At 40.8% G+C, this 23,978-nt stretch carries 20 protein-coding genes; 12 read left to right on the top strand and 8 right to left on the bottom strand.

Annotated elements, in window-relative coordinates:
- Positions 1–2 precede the first annotated feature (2 nt).
- The 3 genes from M0Q51_02585 to M0Q51_02575 all read left to right on the top strand — a co-directional run bounded on the left by M0Q51_02585 (position 3) and on the right by M0Q51_02575 (position 4,336).
- Positions 3–545 carry a VOC family protein gene (locus M0Q51_02585; protein MCK9398868.1) on the top strand — a complete coding sequence of 181 codons (543 nt, stop codon included), beginning with the start codon at positions 3–5 and terminating at the stop codon, positions 543–545.
- A 167-nt stretch (positions 546–712) separates the two neighbouring features.
- Entirely contained in the window at positions 713–2,371 is a 1,659-nt protein-coding gene (locus tag M0Q51_02580) for an electron transfer flavoprotein-ubiquinone oxidoreductase (GenBank protein MCK9398867.1), read from the top strand.
- Between the two features lie 18 nt (positions 2,372–2,389).
- Positions 2,390–4,336, top strand: a complete 1,947-nt coding sequence (locus tag M0Q51_02575) for an FAD-binding protein (protein ID MCK9398866.1) — start codon at positions 2,390–2,392, stop codon at positions 4,334–4,336.
- Between the two features lie 21 nt (positions 4,337–4,357).
- Here M0Q51_02575 and M0Q51_02570 read toward each other — a convergent pair whose 3' ends face one another.
- On the bottom strand, positions 4,358–5,947 hold the full coding sequence (locus M0Q51_02570; GenBank protein MCK9398865.1) for a PspC domain-containing protein: 1,590 nt from the start codon (positions 5,945–5,947) through the stop codon (positions 4,358–4,360).
- Positions 5,948–6,028: 81 nt separating this feature from the next.
- Positions 6,029–6,379 (bottom strand): PadR family transcriptional regulator, encoded by a 351-nt coding sequence (locus tag M0Q51_02565; protein ID MCK9398864.1) that lies wholly within the window; start codon positions 6,377–6,379, stop codon positions 6,029–6,031.
- A 115-nt stretch (positions 6,380–6,494) separates the two neighbouring features.
- Here M0Q51_02565 and thrS point away from each other — a divergent pair, with 115 nt between their 5' ends.
- From thrS to rplT, 4 genes are all read left to right on the top strand, one after another.
- Positions 6,495–8,435, top strand: a complete 1,941-nt coding sequence (gene thrS, locus M0Q51_02560; protein MCK9398863.1) for a threonine--tRNA ligase — start codon at positions 6,495–6,497, stop codon at positions 8,433–8,435.
- Positions 8,436–8,528: 93 nt separating this feature from the next.
- Positions 8,529–9,044 (top strand): translation initiation factor IF-3, encoded by a 516-nt coding sequence (gene infC / locus M0Q51_02555; GenBank protein MCK9398862.1) that lies wholly within the window; start codon positions 8,529–8,531, stop codon positions 9,042–9,044.
- A 98-nt stretch (positions 9,045–9,142) separates the two neighbouring features.
- Positions 9,143–9,334 carry a 50S ribosomal protein L35 gene (rpmI, locus tag M0Q51_02550; protein ID MCK9398861.1) on the top strand — a complete coding sequence of 64 codons (192 nt, stop codon included), beginning with the start codon at positions 9,143–9,145 and terminating at the stop codon, positions 9,332–9,334.
- Between the two features lie 73 nt (positions 9,335–9,407).
- Positions 9,408–9,752, top strand: coding sequence for a 50S ribosomal protein L20 (rplT, locus tag M0Q51_02545; protein ID MCK9398860.1), 345 nt, complete (start codon positions 9,408–9,410; stop codon positions 9,750–9,752).
- 104 nt (positions 9,753–9,856) lie between these two features.
- Here the strand turns inward: rplT and M0Q51_02540 are convergent, their stop codons facing one another.
- The 3 genes from M0Q51_02540 to M0Q51_02530 form a co-directional block, all read right to left on the bottom strand.
- Complete coding sequence (locus tag M0Q51_02540) at positions 9,857–13,069, bottom strand: T9SS type A sorting domain-containing protein (GenBank protein ID MCK9398859.1); 3,213 nt, start codon at positions 13,067–13,069, stop codon at positions 9,857–9,859.
- 12 nt (positions 13,070–13,081) lie between these two features.
- A complete protein-coding gene (locus tag M0Q51_02535) occupies positions 13,082–14,524 on the bottom strand; it encodes an FG-GAP-like repeat-containing protein (protein MCK9398858.1) in 1,443 nt (480 codons plus the stop codon).
- 212 nt (positions 14,525–14,736) lie between these two features.
- The gene (locus M0Q51_02530) at positions 14,737–16,182 is read right to left on the bottom strand and encodes a T9SS type A sorting domain-containing protein (GenBank protein MCK9398857.1); all 1,446 of its coding nucleotides are present in this window, start codon (positions 16,180–16,182) and stop codon (positions 14,737–14,739) included.
- Positions 16,183–16,661: 479 nt separating this feature from the next.
- Between M0Q51_02530 and M0Q51_02525 the strand changes: the two genes are divergently transcribed.
- The 4 genes from M0Q51_02525 to M0Q51_02510 are packed head-to-tail and all read left to right on the top strand — an operon-like array spanning position 16,662 to position 20,364.
- Positions 16,662–17,657, top strand: a complete 996-nt coding sequence (locus M0Q51_02525) for an SRPBCC family protein (protein ID MCK9398856.1) — start codon at positions 16,662–16,664, stop codon at positions 17,655–17,657.
- Between the two features lie 11 nt (positions 17,658–17,668).
- Complete coding sequence (locus tag M0Q51_02520) at positions 17,669–18,604, top strand: DUF362 domain-containing protein (GenBank protein ID MCK9398855.1); 936 nt, start codon at positions 17,669–17,671, stop codon at positions 18,602–18,604.
- 6 nt (positions 18,605–18,610) lie between these two features.
- Complete coding sequence (locus M0Q51_02515; protein MCK9398854.1) at positions 18,611–19,522, top strand: hypothetical protein; 912 nt, start codon at positions 18,611–18,613, stop codon at positions 19,520–19,522.
- A 20-nt stretch (positions 19,523–19,542) separates the two neighbouring features.
- On the top strand, positions 19,543–20,364 hold the full coding sequence (locus tag M0Q51_02510; GenBank protein ID MCK9398853.1) for an SOS response-associated peptidase: 822 nt from the start codon (positions 19,543–19,545) through the stop codon (positions 20,362–20,364).
- Positions 20,365–20,411: 47 nt separating this feature from the next.
- On the opposite strand, the gene nfo is transcribed toward M0Q51_02510, so the two are convergent.
- Positions 20,412–21,257, bottom strand: coding sequence for a deoxyribonuclease IV (nfo, locus tag M0Q51_02505; protein ID MCK9398852.1), 846 nt, complete (start codon positions 21,255–21,257; stop codon positions 20,412–20,414).
- Between the two features lie 55 nt (positions 21,258–21,312).
- Here nfo and mnmH point away from each other — a divergent pair, with 55 nt between their 5' ends.
- Complete coding sequence (mnmH, locus tag M0Q51_02500) at positions 21,313–22,359, top strand: tRNA 2-selenouridine(34) synthase MnmH (GenBank protein MCK9398851.1); 1,047 nt, start codon at positions 21,313–21,315, stop codon at positions 22,357–22,359.
- Between the two features lie 67 nt (positions 22,360–22,426).
- On the opposite strand, the gene M0Q51_02495 is transcribed toward mnmH, so the two are convergent.
- Both M0Q51_02495 and rfbC read right to left on the bottom strand, forming a co-directional pair.
- Positions 22,427–23,350 (bottom strand): lytic transglycosylase domain-containing protein, encoded by a 924-nt coding sequence (locus M0Q51_02495; protein MCK9398850.1) that lies wholly within the window; start codon positions 23,348–23,350, stop codon positions 22,427–22,429.
- Positions 23,351–23,415: 65 nt separating this feature from the next.
- A complete protein-coding gene (gene rfbC / locus M0Q51_02490) occupies positions 23,416–23,958 on the bottom strand; it encodes a dTDP-4-dehydrorhamnose 3,5-epimerase (GenBank protein MCK9398849.1) in 543 nt (180 codons plus the stop codon).
- Between the last annotated feature and the right edge of the window lie 20 nt (positions 23,959–23,978).

Genomic DNA, 23,978 nt, shown 5'->3' with positions numbered 1-23,978 from the left:
AAATGAAAAATCTGACTTTATTTTTATTTCTGATAATTTTGACTGGAAGTTGCAATACAGCTACCAGGCAAAATGACACTAAGAATAACGATACACACAAATCTGAACAAAAAGAGACAATTATGAACGATACAGTACCAAAAGTTACCGGCATAGGTGGAATTTTCTTCCGTTCGAAAAATCCTGAAGAAACAAGAGAATGGTATGGTAAAAACTTGGGTCTTGCAATAAATGAATACGGCTCTTCTTTCGAGTTCAGAAACGCAAACAGGCCTGATGAAATCAATTATCTCCAATGGAGCCCGTTTGAGGAAGGATTAGATTATTTCCCTGCAGCACAAGAGTTTATGATTAATTATCGGGTACAAAATATTGAAGAATTGGTAAAAAAGCTCAGAGCAAATGGTGTAAACATAGTAGACGAAATCGAAGAATTTGAATATGGTAAATTTGTTCATATTCTCGATCCGGAAGGAAACAAAATTGAATTATGGGAGCCAATAGACAGCGTTTTCACTCAAATGGGCGGGGAAACAACCAAATAGAATTGACAATCGGCAATCCCTCAACCCGCAAACAGATTCCCGCGAAAGCGGGAATCTGTTTGCTTTTACCTACGATTTATATTGTATTGAACATATGAATGTAATAAACGTTATCTATTAGCAGGAAATTATAGGAGACATTCTTAAATATAAGTGGAAGTCATAGAATGAATAATATTGATTCAGTATCAACGGATGTATTAATAATCGGAGGTGGACCATCTGGCCTCTCAACGGCAATTCATTTAGCTGATATTTTAAAACAAAAAGGACAGATTCACAGAATATTGCTGATTGAAAAAGGAAGTTCGATCGGAAGCCACATTTTGTCGGGCGCAGTTATTAAACCCGCCGTTTTTAAAGAATTATTGCCCGAAGTGGATATCTCGGAGATTCCATTCAATGCTAAAGTCATAAAGGACAAAACGATATTGCTGAGCGAAAACGGAGGCATAGCATTGCCGTTTCATATTCCGTATATGAATAATATTGGCAGCTACACTGCTTCATTGGGGCAGATATGCAGGTTTTTAGCAGTCAAAGCCGAGGAAAAAGGCGTAGAAATATATACCGGTTTTGCAGTAGACGAGATTTTGTACGAAGACGGTAAGGTAATCGGCGCTAAAACAAAAGATACAGGTTTGGACCACCATGGTAATCAATTGGAGAATTTTCAGCCAGGTACACGGATCGAAGCTAGAATTACCATTTTTGCCGAAGGTACCCGAGGCAGCCTGACCAAAATGCTTATCAAAAAGTTCGGCTTAACCAAAGGTAAAAACGAACAGGTATACTCTTTGGGCTGTAAGGAATTATGGTCAGTTCCACAGGGTAATATTGAGCCCGGCCAGATTTATCACACCATGGGCTATCCACTCAACAATGATGAATTTGGCGGAGGCTTCATTTACGGATTAAAGGATAATAAAGTGGCTGTCGGCCTTGTCGTCGGGCTCGATTATAAAGATCCATCATTCGATGTTCATGATGCCATGCAGGTTTGGAAAACCACTTCTTTTGTTTCCAGGATTTTAAAAGGAGGTAAATTACTGGAATATGGCGCCAAGACCCTTCCCGAAGGAGGATATTATGCTATTCCCAGATTATATGTCGATAATGCTTTAATCGTAGGTGATAACGCAGGTCTGGTTGCTATGCCTGCGCTGAAAGGAGTGCACCTGGCCATCAAATCCGGGATGCTGGCCGCACAAACATCAGCCAATGCATTATTAATTAACGACACTTCGGAGAAAAGCCTTCAACAATATGAGACATTAGTAACTAACAGTTGGATTCACAAAGAATTGTATCCTGTCCGCAATTTCCGGCAGGGATTTGAAAAAGGATTAATCGCCGGAGGATTTCATTTTGGGACCCAGCTGATCACCGGTGGAGCAGGCTTCTTTGGCAGACTAAGATCCCATGCCGACAATCAGACAACACTTAAATTGAGTGAACTTAAAAAGAAACCTTTCAGAGAGCGATTTAAAGGTAAATTGGAGTTCGACAAGGTATTAACATTTGATAAAGCAACTGATATATTTTATTCAGGAGTGCACCATGATGAGCAACAGCCTGTGCATCTTCACATTGACGACATGGAGAAATATAAGGCTATGAACATTGAACTGTACGGATCACCTGAGCAATTTTATTGTTCATCTGAAGTATATGAGCTGCACACAAACAAAGCCGGTGAGAAAGAGCTAAGAATTCATGCTGAAAATTGTATGCATTGTAAAACCTGCGATATAAAATCTCCCGGAGGAGAGATTACCTGGGTAGTGCCAAATGGCGGCAATGGCCCGGAATTCCAGAATATGTAACAAAGAGATAATTTAATAATGGCTTTAACGATAATAAGCTTAATAAAACAGGTTCCGCTCCCGAGCGAAATGAGAATGGGAGAAGATGGGCTAATGGACCGGACAAAAGCAAAATCAATAATTAATATTGATTGTCAGTTTGGTTTGGAAGCCGGTTTGCAACTCAGGAAACAATATCCAGATGCAAGATTAATTGTTTGCTCAATGGGTCCGAAATCATTTGAAAATGCTCTCAGGACAGCCATTTCCATGGGTTACGACGAAGCGTTCCTTTTGTCCGACCGTAAACTTGGCGGAAGCGATACTTATGCAACCGGCCTGGCAATTTCTACCATGCTTAAGCACCTGGGTTTTACCAAAGATTCTAAAGACCCTTTTATAATTCTGGCCGGCCGGCAAACCAGTGATGGAGATACTGCACACGTGCCTTCCCAGGTAGCAGAAAATATCGGAATTCCTCAGGCCACTTTTGTAGAGAGCGTTAAAGCTGACGGCAATGGAAATGTAATTGCAAAAAGGATTATAGAAGGCGGGTATCAGATATTGAAATTGCCCATGCCGTGTGTTATATCGTTAACCCCAACAGGTATTCCTCCCCGTAAGCCTTCACTAAGCGGAGCCATTAAAGCCCGCAACCTGGAAATTACAACTTTTGGAATTGATGATATTGGCCTGGGAACCGAAAAAATCGGTATCAACGGTTCCCCTACCATTGTCGTAAAAGTAATTGAGATTTTAAGCGAGCGCCCGCCTATAAAAATGTCGGAAGGTCATAATGAAACTGCTTTGGTTGATAGTTTGATCGAAAACCTTGGAAAAGGCGGTAATGTTTTGGAGAAGAAGGAGAAGGCAGCTAAAAAAGAAATCGAACATCCGGATTTCCCCGAAAAAGACTTCAGAAATGGAGCCAAAGGAATTATAACCTGGGCTGAGGTAACAAATGGTAAAGTCTCCAGGCCTTCGCTCGAGCTGTTGACTCCGGCCAGAAACCTTGCAACGCAATTAGGACACGGCACTAAAGTACTGACACTAATTATAGGTAAAAATGTTCAGCCATTGGCTCAAACCCTGATTGAGTATGGTTCAGATGAAGTTATTGTCGTTGAAAATGACAGGCTCGAAGAATATCTTGTTCTTCCGTTTTCATCAGTTTTTGCCCAGGTTATTAAAGAAAGAAACCCGGAAATTGCTCTGTTTGCTGCAACCACTTCCGGACGGGAATTAGCTCCCAGGATAGGCATGAAAACAGATAGCGGGGTGACAGCGGACTGTACCGGACTTGAAATTGGAGAGTATGTAGATAAAAAAGAAGGAGTGATTTATAAACCTGTCCTTGAATCCCGGCGGCCTACCTATGGCGAGAGCAAACTTGCCACTATTCTTGGTTTTGTTTGTCCCCAAATTTCAACGGCAAGGGCTGGTACTTTTCAAGTTCCTAAACGTATTGAAGGACAGCAAGGCATGGTTTCAAGGTTCAATCCTGTTTTAAATGATAAAGATTTTGTTGTTGAGATTGTAAAAACAGAAAGAGGTGAGGGCGGATTACAAAATCTTTTCGAGGCCGACATTATAATTTCAGGTGGCAGAGGTGCCACAAACGACAGTTTAGGATTGATAAAAGCGCTTGCCCACGCTTTAAAAAATCAAGGTGTAAACGCTGAGTGGGCATCCAGCCGTCCGGTAGTTGACGAGGGTGTAGCCGAATATGCCCGCCAGGTGGGGCAAACCGGTAAAACCATCCGTCCTAAAGTATATATTGCGGTTGGTATCTCAGGTGCAATTCAACACCTGGCCGGTATGAAAGAATCTGAAAAAATTATTGCCATAGACCATAATCCTAAGGCTAACATTTTCCATAACGCCGATTTTGGTATTTTAGGCGAATATCAGGACATTTTGCCGGAATTGATTGAACGTGTTAACGCCGGATTTACATTCGGAATTGAGTCAAAAAAGAAAATATGAATCTTTTTCACTTTTCACTTTTCACTCTTCACTCTTCACTAATCCCTCATTGGTCATGATAAACATCGTCCCTATCATATCATGCCTTGAAATATTTTTATGGTAGCCAAGAATTGGATAAATGTGATCATCAAGGCTGAAGACAGTTCCGGCAGGCAGGCGCAGTTCGACCCTTGTTTCTTGTTTTCTCCATTTATCTTCATCAGACAGAATAAAACTATCGGATAAAAAGAGCGTATCGCTTTTAAGTTGCCAGGAATAGGTTATATTTTCAGCTCTTTCAGCGGCTTCGCCAGAAAAAGGGCCTCTTGTACTGGTGTTTACAATTAATCGTGTGACAGAATCGATGCTGGGCTTGATTTTCAACTCAGGTATGCCATAGAAGACCTTTTCATCTTCTGAAATAGCTATTCTCCATTCAGGGATCTGAATCATGGGTGATTGATCCCAGCCCGATATTTGGGGCAGGTTGCGGATAGTGACCAGTTGCAGCGTGTCCTGTTTATTTATTTCAAGGATTGATTCCCTGGTGAAATTCCCCTGATAACGGAATGAATCAGCAACCTTAAAACCAAAGACCAGGGTGATGACCAGTGCGCATAACCATATGACAGCGGCCAGACCACTGACGAATTTTGCCCGGGCCAGGTTGAAGATCAGCCTGATTCCCGCCCAGAGCATCATGAGCAAAGGTATTCCGAACAAAATCATCAGCCCGGTGGCAAAAGTGCGCAAGTCGGCATCATTCTCAAAGATCCTGTCAATCACCGGATATAAAGGAAATGTGTGAACCCCGGCTTGATCAAACAGTGTAATCATTGGGAAACGGAAAACTATTGACAGGTATGCTATTGTTAATGCAATGCCCAGGATCAGGATAATGGTTCCCGCAATGATCAGGAATATTCTGAGGAATACCCTGCCGATATCACCTATGCTCTCCAGAAATTGATCCCTGTGGCCACTATCGAATTCCTCTTTCTTTTTCCGATAAGTGTACCTGGCTTTCGAGGTCAGGTCGTTGAACTTTTCTTTCAGATGATTCACTTCCTCCCCAAGTGATTTCTCAATATTGGAGATATTGACCGGTTCGCCTCTCATTTCAAGTCTTTCAGCAGTCGTGCGGGCTTCCGGCACAACCATCCAGAGAATCAGGTAGATCAGCAAACCGAAACCGGAAATCAGCATCATGAATATAAAAATGACCCGTACCCAGACAGGATCTAAATTAAAGTAAGCACCAAGGCCGCTGCAAACCCCTCCGAAAACCTTCTTTTCAGGATCACGGTAAAGCCTTTTTGGAATACTGGAATAGAAGAACTCTTTCCGGCTGGCGGTATCTTCGTCATCCATTGCAAAATCGCTTGGCTGCCCTAAAATTCCGATCACTTCATCCACATCTTCTTGTGTGATCACTTCCTTGCTGCCGGAGATCTTTTTTTGAAGGATCTCAGCAACCCTGGCTTCGACATCTGAAATCACTTCATCCTTGCCTTCAAAGCCCCTGAAATGGGACTTGATGGCCTCAAGATAACGGTGAAGCTTTTCATACGCATCCTCGTCTATATGGAAGACAAACCCGCTGATGTTAATACTGAGTGTTTTTTTCATTATGGTTTTATTTAGAAGACAGAAGTCAGAAGACAGAAGTCAGAATACGGATAGCCGTATTTCAATTTTCGACCTTCATTTTTAATTTTTAATTGCTATGAGTGTATCGACAGCCTCCACCAACTCTTTCCAACTAAGTGCCATCCGGTCAAAAACAGTTTGTCCTTCATCCGTTATTCGATAATACTTTCGGGGCGGCCCCTGGGTAGATTCTTCCCAGCGATAACTGAGCAGACCTTCATTCTTCAACCTCGTGAGCAAGGGGTAAAGCGTGCCTTCGACTACGATCATCCGGGCTTCTTTAAGTTTCTCAATAATATCAGACGCATATGCATCTTGTTGGGAAACAATGGAAAGGATGCACAGTTCGAGAACACCTTTCCGCATTTGGGCAGTATTTCTTTCGATATCCATGCTGCAAATATAATACATATTTTAGTACTATGCAATACCTAGTAGTAAATATTTTTAAATATTTTTTAAAATTTTGCTGTAATCTTTGTTTTCATTACCTTTGCACCCAATTTTTGAAAAAGAAATCTTTACAATGATAAACATCACATTTCCCGATCATTCGGTCAGGCAATTCCAGGAAGGGGTAACCGGGATGGAAATAGCCCTGAGCATTTCAGAAGGGCTGGCGAGAAATGTGCTGGCAGCTAAGGTCAACGGTGAAGTCTGGGATGCGGCACGACCAATTCACCAGGATTCAACTATCCAGTTGCTTACCTGGAACGACACCGAAGGCAAAGCCACCGTATGGCACTCTTCGGCACATCTGATGGCTGAAGCCATTGAGCAGCTTTATCCCGGTGTTAAATTTGGCATTGGACCGGACATAGAAAATGGTTTCTATTACGATATTGATTTCGTGAATTACACTATTACGGAAGAAGATCTGAAGAAGATCGAGGACCGTATGCTGGCCATTGCACGTGAAAAGCAGACTTATAAGCGCAGGGAAGTAACGAAAAAAGATGCCCTTGATTATTTTACAAAAAAAGGAGACCCTTATAAGATTGAACTCATTTCAGCCCTCAATGATGGAGAGATTACCTTTTACGAATCCGGCACTTTCACGGACCTCTGCCGTGGGCCCCATATGCCTGATACAGGGTTCATCAAGGCGGTCAAACTGCTGAATATTGCCGGTGCTTACTGGCGGGGAGATGAAAAACGCCAGATGCTCACTCGTATTTATGGCATTACATTTCCGAAGCAGAAAGAACTGGAAGAATATCTTGTCTTTCTCGAAGAAGCTAAAAAACGTGACCATCGAATATTAGGACGTGACCTGGAGTTGTTCACTTTTTCTCAAAAAGTAGGGGCAGGTCTGCCACTGTGGCTTCCAAAAGGGGCAGACCTGAGGGAAAGGCTGGAGCAGTTCCTTAAAAAGGTCCAGCGCAGGGCTGGTTATGTGCAGGTTATAACGCCTCATATCGGAAATATCGAATTATACCGGACTTCAGGCCACCTTGCCAAATATGGGAAAAACTCCTTTCAGCCTATAAACACCCCTATTGAAGGTGAACAGTTTTTCCTCAAGCCGATGAATTGCCCGCATCATTGCGAAATTTACAAAAGCAAGCCCAAATCATACAAAGATTTGCCGCTCCGCATTGCGGAATTCGGAACAGTATATCGATATGAACAGAGCGGTGAACTACACGGTCTGACCCGGGTACGCGGATTTACACAGGATGATGCCCATATTTTTTGCACACCCGATCAGTTAAAAGATGAATTTAAAGGGGTGATCGATATTGTCATGTTGATCTTTAAAGCTTTGGATTTTAAAGATTTTACCACGCAGATTTCTTTGCGGGATACAAACAACAAGGAAAAATACATCGGTTCGGATGAGAATTGGGACAAAGCGCAGCAGGCCATCATTGAAGTGGCGCAGGAAAGCGGACTTGAATATATAATCGTGGAAGGCGAAGCGGCATTTTATGGCCCCAAGATGGACTTTATGGTACGTGATGCTTTAGGCCGTAAGTGGCAGCTAGGAACCATCCAGGTTGATTATAACCTTCCTGACCGGTTTGAAATGGAATATACCGGTAGTGATAATGAAAAACACCGCCCGATCATGATCCATCGCGCTCCATTTGGATCGATGGAACGGTTTGTCGCGGTATTGCTGGAACATTGCGCAGGAAATTTCCCACTCTGGCTGACACCCGATCAGGCAATTATCCTTCCGATCAGTGACAAATTTCAGGAATATGCAAAAAAAGTTATACATTTGCTGAAAAATTCCGAAATTCGCGCCCTTATTGACGAACGCAGTGAAAAAGCAGGTCGTAAGATCAGGGATGCGGAAGTCAGGAAAATACCCTACATGCTGGTTGTAGGTGAAAAGGAAGAGGCTTCCGGCTCAGTTTCAGTAAGAAAACATGGCCAGGGCGATCTTGGAACATTTACCGTTGATGAATTTATCAGCCTGGTAAAAAACGAAGTAGAAGAATCATTGAAAGGCCTTTAATGGTCTTTTATTAATATTATGTTTAACTAAAATACAGGAGGAATACTTATAGCAACGTCATTTCCATTCAAAAGCAGGCCACCGCGCCGGGAAATCAGGCCCAAGGAAGAACCCTACAAAGTGAATGAGCTGATCAGGGCGCCGGTAGTCAGGGTGGTTGGGGAAAATGTCCAGACCGGAATTTATAACATCAAAGATGCTTTACGCCTGGCTGAGGAGCAAGATCTTGACCTTGTGGAAATTTCGCCCAGCGCCAGCCCGCCAGTCTGCAAAGTGGTTGATTATAAGAAGTTTCTTTACGAAAAGAAAAAGAAACAGAAGGAAATCAAGGCAAACTCAGCTAAGATTGTCGTGAAAGAGATCAGGCTTGGTCCGAACATCGACGATCACGATTTTAATTTTAAAATGAAACACGCCATGAAGTTCCTGGAAGAGGGTGCTAAAGTGAAAGTGGATGTATTTTTTAAAGGCAGGAGCATCATTTACAAGGAGAAAGGGGAATACATCCTGTTAAAGTTCGCCGCAGACCTGGAGGAATATGGAAAGGTGGAGCAATTACCGCGGCTGGAAGGTAAAAAGATGATCATGGTGATTGCACCGAAGAAGTGAACTATAGCCCCCTCCCCATAGTCCCCTCCCCCAATTGGGGGAGGGGATTCAGGGGTAGGGGCTGAAATTTGAAACTCTAACTCTCAATATAAAACAAAATGCCTAAAATGAAGTCAAAATCCGGTGCCAAGAAAAGGTTCGCCGAAACCGGTACCGGTAAGATCAAGCGGAAGCATGCTTACAAAAGCCACATTTTGACCAAAAAGTCCAAGAAACGGAAACGGAACCTTGGTCATTTTACAGAAGTGTCGGCAGCCGACGTGAAAAATGTCAAACAAATGCTTCAGTAATTCAATTAGTGTTAACTTACTTTCAGCCACTAAGAGTCATGAAATATAGGCCGCTGAAGTAAAAAAAAAAGGTATGCCTAGATCAGTAAATGCAGTAGCATCAAAAGCAAGAAGAAAAAAAATCCTGGACCGGGTGAAAGGCCAGTGGGGCCGCCGGAAGAATGTGTGGACCGTAGCCAAGAACGCCTATGAAAAAAGCCTGTCTTATGCTTACATTGGCCGCAAGATCAAAAAGCGCGATTACCGCGCTTTGTGGATACAGCGCATCAACGCAGCCGTCAGGGAATATGATATGTCGTATTCTGTTTTCATGGGAAAACTGAAGGAACACAATATCGAGATAAACCGGAAAGTTTTAGCCGATCTCGCTATGCACAATCCAGAGGCCTTTAAGGCTATCGTGGATAAAGTGAAGTAGATCAATCGGCTTCGCGATATGAAAAACAGGCTATCTCATCGAGGTAGCCTGTTTTTGTTTTGGAAATATTATCCGGCTCTTATTAGCCAATAACCTTTAGTCCTTTACAAAACCATTAATTTCTTGGCATCCAGAGGTTTATTATTAATCAAAATCTTATAAAAGTACACTCCCGGAGAAAGTTTATCATTCATAAAATCAATGGAATGGGTTCCTTTAGAATAAAATTTTATCGGAAAGCTCATGACTTTTCTGCCAAGCTGATCGTAGATACACAATGATACGTCAGAATTCTCTGCTAATGTAAAGGAAAATGTTGTATGATCTTTAAAAGGATTTGGATAGTTCTGATGTAAACTTTCTTCAAAATCCTGATTTTCATAATTATCAGGCGGATCAACTTCTGCAGAATTAGAATCGTTATTTTTCAATAAGTCAAGCAGTTCATCCCTTTTTATAATGAAATCTTTGTGGGTTTTTGGTACAAATGACGGAATACCCACTGGATCTGATTTACCGGTTTCATGTTGCATCCTTAAATAAACATAATCCCGGTCAATTAAGGCAAAGATTGAATCCTCAAATGATTCCGGATTGAGTAGCACGCTGTCGTTCCAATTTATAGCATCTTGATAATTTCCGAGTTCAACATCGCATTGGTTCGAAAAAAATCTCGAAAGTTTAGCCAGATTATGTTGTTCAGTATTAATTGCTATTGAATCATAATAATACTGTAATCCTTGATAGTCATTATCGTAAATATCTTTCAAATAGAATAAATCTTTAATTGAAGCAACTGCATATTTACTTAAAGGATAAGTAAGGATAATATCTTTAAATATAGACTCTGCCTGATTAAAAGAACCTAAACTAATCAGGACAATAGTTGAATCATATAGGACTTTTGCCATGTCCAGATCTTTAAGCTGACCCTGTAAATTCCACATGGGCTTGTAATTATAACATTCAAAGGGATATAGATGGTCGTCTAAATTATCTTCCTCGTTCCAGTAATTATTCTTTATTTCAAATGGATCTTCTTCACATTCAGAAAGATATCGAATATAAATTCCTGAATTGTCATTGTTGTAAATAGAATTCCACTCAAATTTATCTGGAAAGCAATTTTCGGAAATAATAACCTGGTTGTAAATATTATTCTTTATTCTCTGAGTTTCCTCCTCAGTAGAAGATTCCTCTTTTCCGGTGATGGTGGACTTTGAAATATTAAGAAGAGCTATCCCATATCCATTGTTATGAATATTATTGTTTTGAATATCACTAATACTGTTGTACACAAAGATACCTTCAGTTACCAAACTTGTTCTGGATGGAGGGTTATATATTTCGCAATCAGTCACAAGTCTGTCATTAAATTGGAAATTGCCGGCATAAAAAATCCCAATTCCATGTGCATGATAATCATATGCTATTGTGCAATTACTGATTACATATGAATTGTAATCATCCACAACTATCGAAGAGCCACTAGAGTATCCAGTATTGATGAAATCGCAATGATCTACATTTATTGAACTTGTGGCACCGTATGGGTATGAAGCGATTATGCAAGCATGTGTAAAGGAACATTCATTTACTGATAAATTTCCATGAGTAAAGTTAATACCGGAATTTGTAAAATCACAATCATCGACTGCAAGATTGTAGCAACTTGCGTTTAAATCACAATTAGTGAATGTACAAGAAGAGATTTCGTACTGTTTAATAGTGTTATCTATATTTAATCCAACCCAATAGACATCTTGAGGTGCATTAAATGAAATGTTTTCTCCGAATAAACACGATCCTGCGATATTAATAGAATTATTGTTATCAAATCCCCAAAATTCAAGGTTATCATTAAATATTATTGAACTTGAATATGCTGTTTCTATCGTAGCATTTGGGTTTAAATAAAATTTTGAATTATCCTGTATTGTTAATTCAACACCATTATCTAAAATTAGTCTATTACCTATAAGAAATGGCCCGGAAACTGACTGATCATAAGTAACTGTACCAGAAATACCATGCAGGCTAAGTAATCCTTCAAGGCTAGGTAAACCTTCATTAAATCCAGTATGGACACGCTCTTCATGGTACATTTCAATTGCTTCGGATAAATAAATACCATAATTTAATGCTTCGTTGGTTTGAAAAAGACCATCATTATTCCCTCCATTTGTAACATCAGGGTTAATATCTACAGTAACATGTGGAAATATTAAATCTATATCTGGATTTTCTCCAATTGGATAAGAAGTATTCCATGGCTCAAATTGACTTAAAGCATGATATCCACGAAGAGTTGTAGCCCAGGCATACGAGAAATCATCAAACAGCCAATTCCCGTGAAGAAGTGTAGCCTGCCACCAAGGTACTGGAGTATAAACCACTCTGTGATCTCCTTCCAAGTTATCAACAAATCCACCGGAGTGACATGCGTCAAGAATAAAAATCATTTCTGAACAATTAATAGCATCGACGTAAGGAGCTAATTCGTGATCCCATAAAGGCTCAAAATTATATAATCTCAAATATGATACATTAGGATCACCATGATAACCATGACACGTAGCAAATACAAAAAGTAAATCTTCGTCCCCAAGATGATCTTTCATCCAATCAAATGCTTCAAACACCTTGTTTTTTGTACAAGAATCATCTATATCTGGTGTGTTATTTTCATCTTGATCTAAATTTAGACTCCAGTTATTTTTTTCATGTTGCTCTCCATCGAAGGATAAGACTATCATGTTTTCACTTGTAAATCCATAATTTTCTTGCAAAGCGCAGTATATATGACTCATATTATTCCACTTCATGGTATCCCCATCGCCACTAAAAATAATCGCGTATTTATGTGGATCGGGTGTTGAAGTCCTTTTGACTGATGGTACTCCCTGCGGTATAACTATTGGCTCTTTTTCAAACCCCACTGAGATGGATTCAAAATTATCTTTAAAATTTAAGGGTGGGGTATGATCATTAATAATTTGGTAATTTCCATTTGTGTAATTAATAAAAATATATCGGCAATTATGATCCCAATTATACCATGGCTCAATATCAACAAAAAACAACCAGGATGTTGAATATGGATTTAACAGCGAATCATAAGGGCACATTTTATAGTGGATAGCAGTAATGGAATCCGGGTATAAGTAAATATTTATTGAATCAAGCTGGTTCAAATAAATTTGAGTAGTTACGATGCTAATTGCTTGGGTTTTAGAAATGAATGCGTTGGTATTATAACTGATAAAGTTAACGCAAATAGTTAGAACAAGAAGTCTCAGAAATCTTTTGGTTTTCATGGCATTGAAGATTTAATTGTTGACTAAAATTATTTTCGTGAAGTATTTAAAATTTCCAACTATGCATTCCAACAAATAAATTCCTGAAGAGCATCGCTTGCCTTGATTGTCTTTTCCATCCCAATAAATATCATAATTTTCATCTAATGAATTAAAATCTGCAATTGGTAGATACTTAATGGTATTACCTTTTAAATCACTTATATAAATAAATTGAAGGAGGTTTTTCCGGTATTGCACATTTGCGATTCGAATTCTTGTACCAGAATTAAAAGGATTTGGATAGACATTAAAATGTATGTCTTTATCAACTTGTGCATTAATTGATGTCAATGGATTTTCCACAAATTTCCCGCTTCCATCGTTAAATAAAATTGTCACATAATCTTGTGATCCGTAATAAGTATAAGCAATGTCATTATAACCATTTCCGTCAAAATCGGCTGATTTTACAACAAGGAGTTGTGGGCTGGGCACATAATATCTATCGGGGGAAGAAAATGTCAAATCCTGGTTATTTAATACTATGTACAGGGAATCTAGTGACCCTGACCATAAACCTCGTACATATACTATATCAAAATAATTATCATTATTATAATCAGCGAAATTCACGAATAATGTGCCTTGTGGAAAAAGTATTGTATCCGTGAGAATAAAATTAAAAGATTGATTTACGAAAATTTTCAATGTACATATTCCTCCGGGGAAGAATACATGTCGGTACAGTCCGAGATCATTGAATCCATCGTTATTAATATCAAAGATATAAGTATGTGTTACCGGATTTATATCTATATTTTGTTGATTAAAAACGCCGCTATCCTGGTTATAAAATATAGAAACACCGCTATTATAGTCTGAGACTAGAATGTCATTAAGGCTATCTCCATTTAAATCCCCAGCGTCCGGCTCTGAAATTCCTCCGTATGGTGGTGCGAAAATATCACAGTGCGAAAAGGACCCGGAACCATTATTATACAAAGCACCCAGAATACCATTCGGGCTTTGATCATAACAAATAAAATCAGGAGAATTATTCTGGTCCAAATTGAATAAGTTAATTTTTTGCTCTACTATCTTAGAAATAATGATACTATTTCCGAAAATTCCATCCCCATAATTAGGATAATAAACCCACGCTGAATCGACACTGCTATGGGACACAATGTCAGGGAGGTTGTCAGCATTTATACATGAACAAATAATATTAACAAAATTTGATCTAATTAAATAAGATAGTGAGAAGTTCCCATACCCATCATTCATTAAAATGCTGATGGTATCACTTCCATAGTTATTGCTGCCTAAAATGATGTCGATATCCCCGTCATTGTCAATATCGCAAACGTCCAGGGAATAAGCATACTTAGGGACCTTATATCCATCCGATAAGCCAAATTGACTAAACAAAAATAAGATTGCTAAAATTGAAAATGCTATTTTAGTTTTCATAGTGAATATTTTTGGTCGATGGCAGGATGATTGTGATTTGGTTTTCATATATTTATGTCTTAACACTACTAAAGGTATTACAATATAATCATTTATTTTCGATGTGATAGAAAATATATCATGGGTCTAAATAAAGAGGGCTTCAGTTGCTGTCTTAAAATTTTGGTTCCTGCTAAAAATTGTTTTTTGAGTAACATGGCTGTTGAATTTGGTTAATACTTAATTATTTTTTGTGTGTGAGTATTATGCTGATTATCTGATACAATCAATAAATAAATCCCTTTAGGAATTTCTTGATCTGAAAAGCCTCTCCCATCCCATTTAATTTCAATCGGCTCATTAATTTTAATCTTCCCGGCATTAAATTCCTTAATTGGTCTACCATACAAATCATTTATAACAATCTTTAATTCAGAATTGATAGTTGATTTTATTGTTATTAGGCTAAAAGTGGAAAATGGATTTGGTTTTAGGCTTATTTTTAATTTCGTTGATTGATTAAGTCTTTCATTGATCCCTACTGGATTTTCATAGCTGAAACTTCCAAATCCATCATTCCATAGTATTTTAAATGCATTTCGCGGTGAATAACCATACATAATAATATCGCTGAAGTTATCTCCGTTCAGATCAGCCGTCCCTGTCCGGAATAATTCCATGGGTCCCACATAATACTGCTGTGGTTTATAAAATGTCCAATTGTGATCATTTATTGAAATATAGATTGAATCTGTACATCCACTCCACAAACAAAGAGCAAAACTATAGTCGTCGTAGCCGTCATTGTTCAAATCAGCAATATCAGTTGACGACAGCGCATCAATTAAGGGAAGTGTGTTTCTATTCATAAACACATTATTCCCGAGATTTTCATATAATATTAGTTCATCAGTGTTATGGCTGAAGATCAAAATATCATCAGGAGGAGTTAAATTTAATTTGCATATCCGCGGAGATGCTTTATTTGTGCAAAGAAGGGATGTATCAAAGGTTAAATTTCCATTATTCATTAAAGTATGGATGCCAGTTGGCAGATAGGAAAGACATGCATCCGGCAGGCTATCATCATTCAAGGATCCGATTCTCGGGAATAAATTTCCTCCCATGCCATCATCAAAAATGACATGATCGGTAAACTGTAAATTGCCTTCATTCTTTAAAATTCCCCATTTGCAGTAATAAGCGCTGTAGGTATAAACCAGATCATTCAAACTATCGCCGTCCATATCCGTGATGTATTCAATAACCCTGCCACCATAAGTCGGAGCTAGAATTACTTCCTCCCCAAATGTAGTATCACCATTATTTTGCATAAATAAGATGTTGTCGGCGTCTGAAGTGATAATATCAGGATAATTATCATCATTAATGAGACCGCACTGAACAAATATTCCATTTGATCTGCAAAGAGAAATCTTAGTTAAATATCCGATTCCATCATTCAAGAAAATAAATAAAGAATCGGGTAAAGCATATGAGTTTGAACTTAATATTAGATCATAATCGCCATCTAAATCAATATCACAATGGCATATGTCCTTTATTAGATAAGTATCAGGAATTGCATATTCCTGGGAAAATGACTTAAAAGGCAAAATGAATAATAAACTGGCTAAAAGTTGAATGAATAAAAAATGCCAATATTTCAAAGTTTTCATTTGAATTAATTTTTGATTTGAAAAGATATAGATATGAACTTGTCGGGGGGTATATTCTTGATACCTTTAAAGTTAATATAAAATCAGGCCCTTTTTACACTGAATTGAAATATATAATGAGTCTAAATTTAGGGTGTCTTTATACTATGTCCGGGAACATCTGCCGCATCCTATGCTGAACGACCGGCACACAGAAGACTTCGCAAGTATTATTTTCAGTTGGACATGCGCTTTTATCCGCATACTATTTAAATTGAACGCGAATGACACAAATTTTAGCGGATGACACCGGATTAGATTAGACAACCTTTTTTTACTAATTAGTTGCATGATTTTTAATATTTTAATGAGCAGCATCACAATTAACAAGCCGTTAACAAAAAATTCATTTGCGTGATTAGCGAATATCCCTATCTTTGTTACTATCAATCATTTAATAATTACAAATCAGCACTAATCCTTAATCAACAGTAATAATCATGAAAGCACTTAAAATCATTGGAGTTATTCTGGCCATATTGGTGGCATTATTCTTAATCGTAGCCCTCTTCCTTCCATCAAAAATCCATATGGAAAAATCGCTGGTGATCAACAAACCGGCAAGCCTGGTTTACAAACAAGTTAATAATTACCACAACTGGTCTGCATGGTCCCCGTGGCAGGCCGGCGATCCTGCGATGACAAGTACTTATGAAGGCCCGAAAATGGGAGTTAATGCAAAAACGGTATGGGTTAGTAAAAAATACGGGGATGGCAGCATGACGATTGTCGAAAGCCAGCCTTATCAAAAAGTCACTTCATCTCTGGATTTCGGGCAAAGGGGAACTGCAACCTCCGATTTCTTATTTGCTGACGATCCTGCCGGTACCAAGGTTACCTGGACGCTGGACATTCCTTCGCTGTCTTACCCGGTTGACAGATATTTCGGTGCTATGATGCCGGCAATGATGAATCCTATTTTCCTCAAGGGACTTGAAAAATTGAAGGAAGTTACCGAAGCCATGCCCGATCCGCCTGCATTGCAACTTACCCTGTTTCCCGAAAAAGCCGTTGTCTCCGTGATCGATTCATGCAATTGGTCAGATATCGAAATGAAGATGGGACAAATGTTCGGCGAAATAATGACCTTGCAAAAAAGCGCGAAGTTTGAATTTGCAGGTGCTCCCATGTCATTGTATCACAAATGGGATGAAGCCAACCAGTTTACGGTATTCGAAAATTGTGTGCCGGTGGATCGTAAAGTTGCCGGAAAAGGAAGGGTCCAATATAAAGTTTTACCCGCAACCCGTGCGGTCATGGGAACCCATTTCGGGGCTTATGACCAGACGATGTACCTTTATAATGCTTTGGATGAATTTATCAAGGATTTCGGACTGGAAGAAAATGGCGGGCCGATTGAAGAATATATTACCGATCCAATGACAGAACCGGATACCGCAAAGTGGCAGACTAATGTTTATTTCCCGGTTAAATAATTGATCGATCTATGGACCGGCGACGTTTTATTTACCGCGGATCCGGCCTGATTGCAGGCGGGATGCTGCTTAACCTGGTTCCTCTCAGGCTATTTGGAAATATTGCCGGTCATGACCTTTGCATGGTTAAATCTTCCGATTATTATAAAGCCACCCTCAGGGCTATTCACGAACTTGGCGGGATTAATAAATATGTTCCTCATGGCTCGTCGGTGGGTTTTCTCCTCAATTCGAATTTTGAAGAACCGGGCACTTATCCCCGGCCTGACATTGCCCTGGCCATGTTATTCCTTTGCTGGGAAGCAGGGGCGAGGGAGATTGTTATGCTACAGATGGTTTCAAAAGACTACTGGCGGCGATCCGGGAAGTTTGATAAACATCGTTTTATTATCGATGAACTAGTACAGATTGAAAAAAATGAGCATCCCGCAGTTTTTAACGATAAGGATTTCAGGGTTATGGAGACCTTAGATGGTGCAGTCCATTTGAAAAATATTGAAATTATCCGTAAGATTAGCGAAGTTGATGTTTTCATTAATATCCCCATTCTGAAACACCATGCGACTACGATCTTAACAGGGGCGCTGAAAAATATGATGGGGCTTTGTACCAGGAAGACAAATGTCACGTTTCACCTGGGATCGGGTGTGAGAAATGACCCGGAATACCTGGGGCAATGTATTGCCGACCTGAACCTGGTCAGAAAACCTGACCTGACTGTAGCCGATGCCTCGGAATTCATCACTGGTAACGGCCCTGCCGGCCCCGGTCCTTTGAAGAGACTGGACCTGGTGGTTGCCGGTACGGACCCGGTTGCGATTGATGCGTTCGGTGCAAGGTGCCTTGATATGGAAGCGGATGATATTATTGCAGTAAAACGGGCGTATGAACTTGGTATAGGTGAAATGGATCTGTCGAAATTATCAGTCTCTGAAATACAAGCTTGATTCAATATGAAAGTGGTATTTTCAACATGGTTATTCGCGATGATGATTCTGGGTGCACTAAATCTTGCAGGCCAGGAGATTGAAAAGCTTGTTCCCACGCTTGCCGATTTGAATGGTTGGAAAATGACCTCCGAACCGCAGATATTTATTGGAGATAATTTGTATGACCTGATCGATGGAGGCGCTGATCTTTATCTCGAATATGGTTTCGAAAGAGTTGTTTCAGCGCATTATGCTGACCCGTCTTTAAACAATATCCAGGTTGAAATTTATGAAATGATTGATGCCCCCTCAGCTTATGGCATTTTCAGCATAACCCAGCAGGCTGCTGAATGGTCGAAGCAGTACGGGAATCTGTCAGCGGTCAAAGAGGATTATATTTCTTTCTGGAAAAGTAAATATTATGTGAATTTATCCTGGTCATCGCGGCAACATCTTGATGAACCTTTGCTGGCCAAACTGGCTAACCTGATCGGACAAAAGATACCGGATGACGGAAGTTATCCTGATCTTTTGCAAACTTTTCAGTTTCTGGACCCGGGGAAGAAAGTGATTTTTCTCAAAGGGAATCTTGCCTTATCTAATTTCTATTATTTTGATTATAAGGATATTTTTAAAATACAGGAAGCATTAGCCTGTTCCCAAGGCAGTCACCACAGGATTGTAATAAAATTCACTGATCAGTCGAAGGCACTTGAAATTCTTGCCGACGCCAGGCAAAGCATTTCAAACAACAAGCGATTTACGGATGTGACAATGGCTTTTCAGGGATTCAGCTGCAGGGATAATAAAGGAAACCTTATCCTGATCCGGCAAATTGAAAATTACATTGCTATTTTGGTTGCTTTGGATAATAGCATTTCCCTGGCGCCTTTTATGGATGAAGTCACCCAAAAAATTGAGAATAATCCACGGTAATCTTAATTAATTTTGTATCGATGTGTGGTAGATATGTATTGGTGCAAAAAGTGGAATTACTTGAAAAGCGTTTCAATGTTAAAGCCCCTGAAGGATTTGATTACAGGCCCAGTTACAATATTTCCCCGGGTAGACTGGCTGCCGTCATAACTGATGAAAACCCCAGGCAACTGGACCTGTTTCGCTTCGGCATGAACCCTTTCTGGGCCAAAAAACCCATGTATCTTATCAATGCGCGGGCTGAAGGTGATCATAACGTGGAAGATAACCCTGGTTATGCGGGTGCAAAGGGCATTATCACCAAACCTTCATTCCGGAAACCTATCCGCTCACAGAGATGCCTTGTCCTGGCTGATTGTTTTATTGAAGGGACGACGAAGGAGAAACTATCAAAGCCTTTTGTGGTTTATCTGAAGGCAGGGGAGAGGCCTTTTGCATTTGCCGGGATCTGGGATACATGGGTGAATCAGGACACCGGTGAGATCATCCGGTCTTTTGCTATTATCACAACAGTGGCAAATGAACTTCTTCAAAAGATCCCCCATCATCGCTCTCCGGTTATCCTGCCCAGATCGCATGAGCAAGCCTGGATTAACAGCGATATTCCCCTTTCCGATGTCACCGGAATGCTCAGGCCATACCCTGCGGAACTTATGAACGCTTATCCCATAGATCCTGCTATTAAAAACCTGCGCGCGGAAGGCCCGGAATTGCTTAAACCAACTGGTCAGCGGCTGACACCGGAGTATGAAACACGAAAAACGGATGATGTTAATCTGCAGGGAATGGGGATGAATAGGAGGTTGAAGGAGCAGCAGGATTTCCTGGAGTTTGAGTTATAGTCATTAGTCATTAGTCTACAACTTTATGACTACCTAATGACCATTGACTAATGACCAATAGCATCATAGAGCCATGCAATCTCCTCTGCCCAGATATCCTCATCCGGTGTTTCGAGGATGATCGGTATATTGTCAAACCTGGGATCATTCATGATCCGGATAAAAACTTCTTTCCCCAGGTCCCCTTTGCCGATACTTTCATGGCGGTCGACCCTTGAAGCAAGCCCTTTACGGGCATCATTAAGGTGAATCCCCTTAAGATAGGAAAGCCCGATAATCCGGTCGAATTCGCTGAAAGTCCATTGGTATCCGTCTTCCTGCTTGATATCATAACCCGATGCATAAGTATGGCAAGTGTCAAGGCACACACCGACCCGGCTTTTATCATCAACCAGGTCTATGATTGTCCGCAGGTGTTCGAATTTATAACCGACGCTGCTTCCCTGGCCGGCTGTATTCTCGATAATTGCCGTCACTCCATTTGTTTTCCGGAGGCAAATATTAATAGAATCAGCAATGATTTTCAGGCAGTCATTTTCCGTTATCTTATTCAGGTGTGCCCCGGGATGGAAATTGAGCATGGTCAGGCCAAGCTGCTCGCATCTTTGCATCTCATCCAGCAAAGCCACCCGCGATTTTTCCAGCATTTCTTTATCCGGGCTTCCGGGATTGATCAGGTAGCCATCATGCGGAAGGATATATTCAGGCAGGTAGCCGTATTTTTTACAATTTTCTTTAAACAGGGATATGCTTTTTTCCGTCAGTGGTGAAGCTTTCCATTGTTTCTGGTTTTTCGTGAAGATGGCAAAAGCTTTGGCTCCAATCTTGTAAGCATTCAGCGGGGCATTTTCGACACCTCCGGCTGCACTGACATGAGCGCCGATGTATTTCATAAGGTATAGGGTTTCAGCAAAGGTAATTAAAAGTTAATTTTGCGATGATTCAAATATGGAAGATCCAATCCTTAAACTCCAGCCTGATAAATTTCTGGGACGGTCGCAATCGGTTCCGGTCATTGATGTTCGTGCTCCCAAAGAGTTCCGGCAGGGACATATACCCGGGGCAATCAACCTGCCTTTATTTGATGATGATGAAAGGGCTTCGGTGGGGATAACCTATACCAAAACCGGCAGTGACGCTGCAATATTGAAAGGCCTGGAAATTGCCGGACGCAAGCTGTGTGACTTGGTAAAGCAAGGCTGGGAACATGCAAAGTCAGGTGAGGTGTTGGTGCATTGCTGGCGTGGTGGGATGAGAAGTGAAGCTGTGGCATGGCTTCTTAAATTTTCCGGAATTAAAACTTCCGTTTTGGTGGGTGGATACAGGGCCTACCGTCATTACATCAGGGAATCACTTAAGCAAGGCCCTCCAATCATTGTTCTGGGGGGGATGACCGGAAGCGGGAAAACAGAAATACTAAAGCATTTATCCTCGATTGGCGAGCAGGTTTTAGATTTTGAAGGTCTTGCTAACCACAAAGGGTCGGCTTTTGGATCCCTTGGCCAGGCTGATCAGCCCACAACCGAACAATTCGAGAACGACCTGGCATCGCAATGGATTACTTTTGATCCTCATAAGCCGGTTTGGATTGAGGATGAGAGCAGGAACATAGGAAAGATTATAATTCCCGAACTAATATTTATAAAAATGGCCGTTGCTCCAATAGTTTTCGTCGATGTCCCATTTGACTCCAGGGTTAAACGACTGTCTGTAGAATATGGCAATTTTGAAACCATTGAGCTTTCTGCCCTTATCCGGAAGATTGGAAGCCGGATGGGAGGCGATAAGGCCAATGCTGCAATACATGCTTTAGAACAGGGTAACCTCATCGGAGCGGTTTCCGCGGTATTGACTTATTACGACAAAGCTTATTTGTTCGGACTTTCTAAACGGGATAAAGGTAAAATTCACACGATCAACGTGGATAGTGAAGACATTCAATCAACTGCTGAAAAAATTGCGGGAATGATTCCGAATTTGAAATTTGAAATTTGAAATTTGAAATTTGGGACCCTGGAACTCCTCATTATTTGAAATTTGAAATTTGGGGCCCTGGAACTCCTCATTTCGGCAATGCAATCTCAAACTCCTCCCCCCGCACAGTCAGTTTATCCGACCTCAGCCAGGGGTTCAGCTCTTTCAGCATGCGATAAGTGGTTTTATGTTCGCGGGCAAAAGCCGGGAGATCGTCAATGGATTCTTTGACTTTTAGGGTTTTAACATCGAGCGGGCCGTATAAATCACCCGGAGCTATTTTAAACCCGTATTTGACGGGGTTTTCATAAATGCTCTTGATGGCCAGGATACGGAAAACAAAGCGTGAAGTCTCGTCACTCAGGAACATGTGGTAATAGCTCCTGACCTGCTGTTTATCGATGGTTTCGTCAATGCGGCCCTGCCCGGCGTTGTAAGAAGACGCCACCAGGGTCCAGTTGCCGAATTTGATGTATGATTTGTTCAGGTAAGCACAGGCCGCTTCCGTGGCTTTTGCGACATGATAACGCTCATCGACTTCCTTATTAATGGTCAGACCGTATTCTTTCCCGGTTTTTTCAAGGAATTGCCAGAACCCGGTCGCACCCGAAGGGGAAACCACGTTCAACAGGCCGCTTTCGATAATGGCCAGGTATTTGAAATCTTCCGGTATGCCGTTCTTTGCCAGGATCGGTACAATCACCGGAAACCAGCGGGCCGCTCTTTTTATGTTAAGAATAGTGGATGAATGCCAATAGGTATTAACTGTCAGCTCCCGGTCGAATTGTTCGCGCACGTAAAAAATGTCCATCGGGACAGGTTCACCGGCAAATGTCGCGGAATCGGGGATGGGTACCGGCATGGTATAGTTCATCCCTTCCACGAAAACCATTGTTTCTGTTACCGGTTCTTTCTCTTTTGTGCTTTCCCTTTTATTTAAGAAAAGATATAATATCCCAATGAAAAAAATGGCCACAGCAGCTACCAGGATTGCCAATAAACGTCGTGACATATGGTTAGTGGTTAGTGGTTAGTGGTTAGTGGTTAGTGGTTAGTGGTTAGTGGTTAGTGGTCCTCCTAGAATGGGCTCTTAAGATCTTTAAACCGCATACCCTTCAAATCCTTTTCAGAGACAAGCGGGTTATCATTTCCCCAAATTATTTGCAAATCAGGATCGTTCCAGATGATGCCGGATTCCGATTCCTTATTGTAGAAATTCGTGCATTTATATTGGAAGATGGTATCGTCTTCCAGTGTCAGGAAGCCGTGGGCGAACCCTTCCGGTATCCACATCATCAGCTTGTTGGCTGCACTTAGGACAGAAGATTTCCATTTTCCGTAAGTCTTCGAGCCCTTCCTCAGATCCACTGCCACATCCAGCACCGACCCGCGCACCACCCGGACCAGCTTTCCCTGCGCGAAAGGCGGCTTCTGGAAATGCAGGCCCCGCAAAACATTCCCCTGGGACATCGACTCGTTGTCCTGTACAAAATCAACATTAATCCCCAGGTTCCGGAACTTTTCCTTTTGAAAGGATTCATAAAAATAACCCCTTGCATCCGGAAAGACATCCGGCTGGATAAGTACGAGGTCTTCTATTTTAGTCTTGATTAAGTTCAAAATTCAAAGCTGAATTGTTA

The organism is Bacteroidales bacterium, assembly GCA_023229505.1.
Lineage (GTDB): Bacteria > Bacteroidota > Bacteroidia > Bacteroidales > JAGOPY01 > JAGOPY01.
This window is presented reverse-complemented; position numbering and strand designations above follow the sequence as displayed.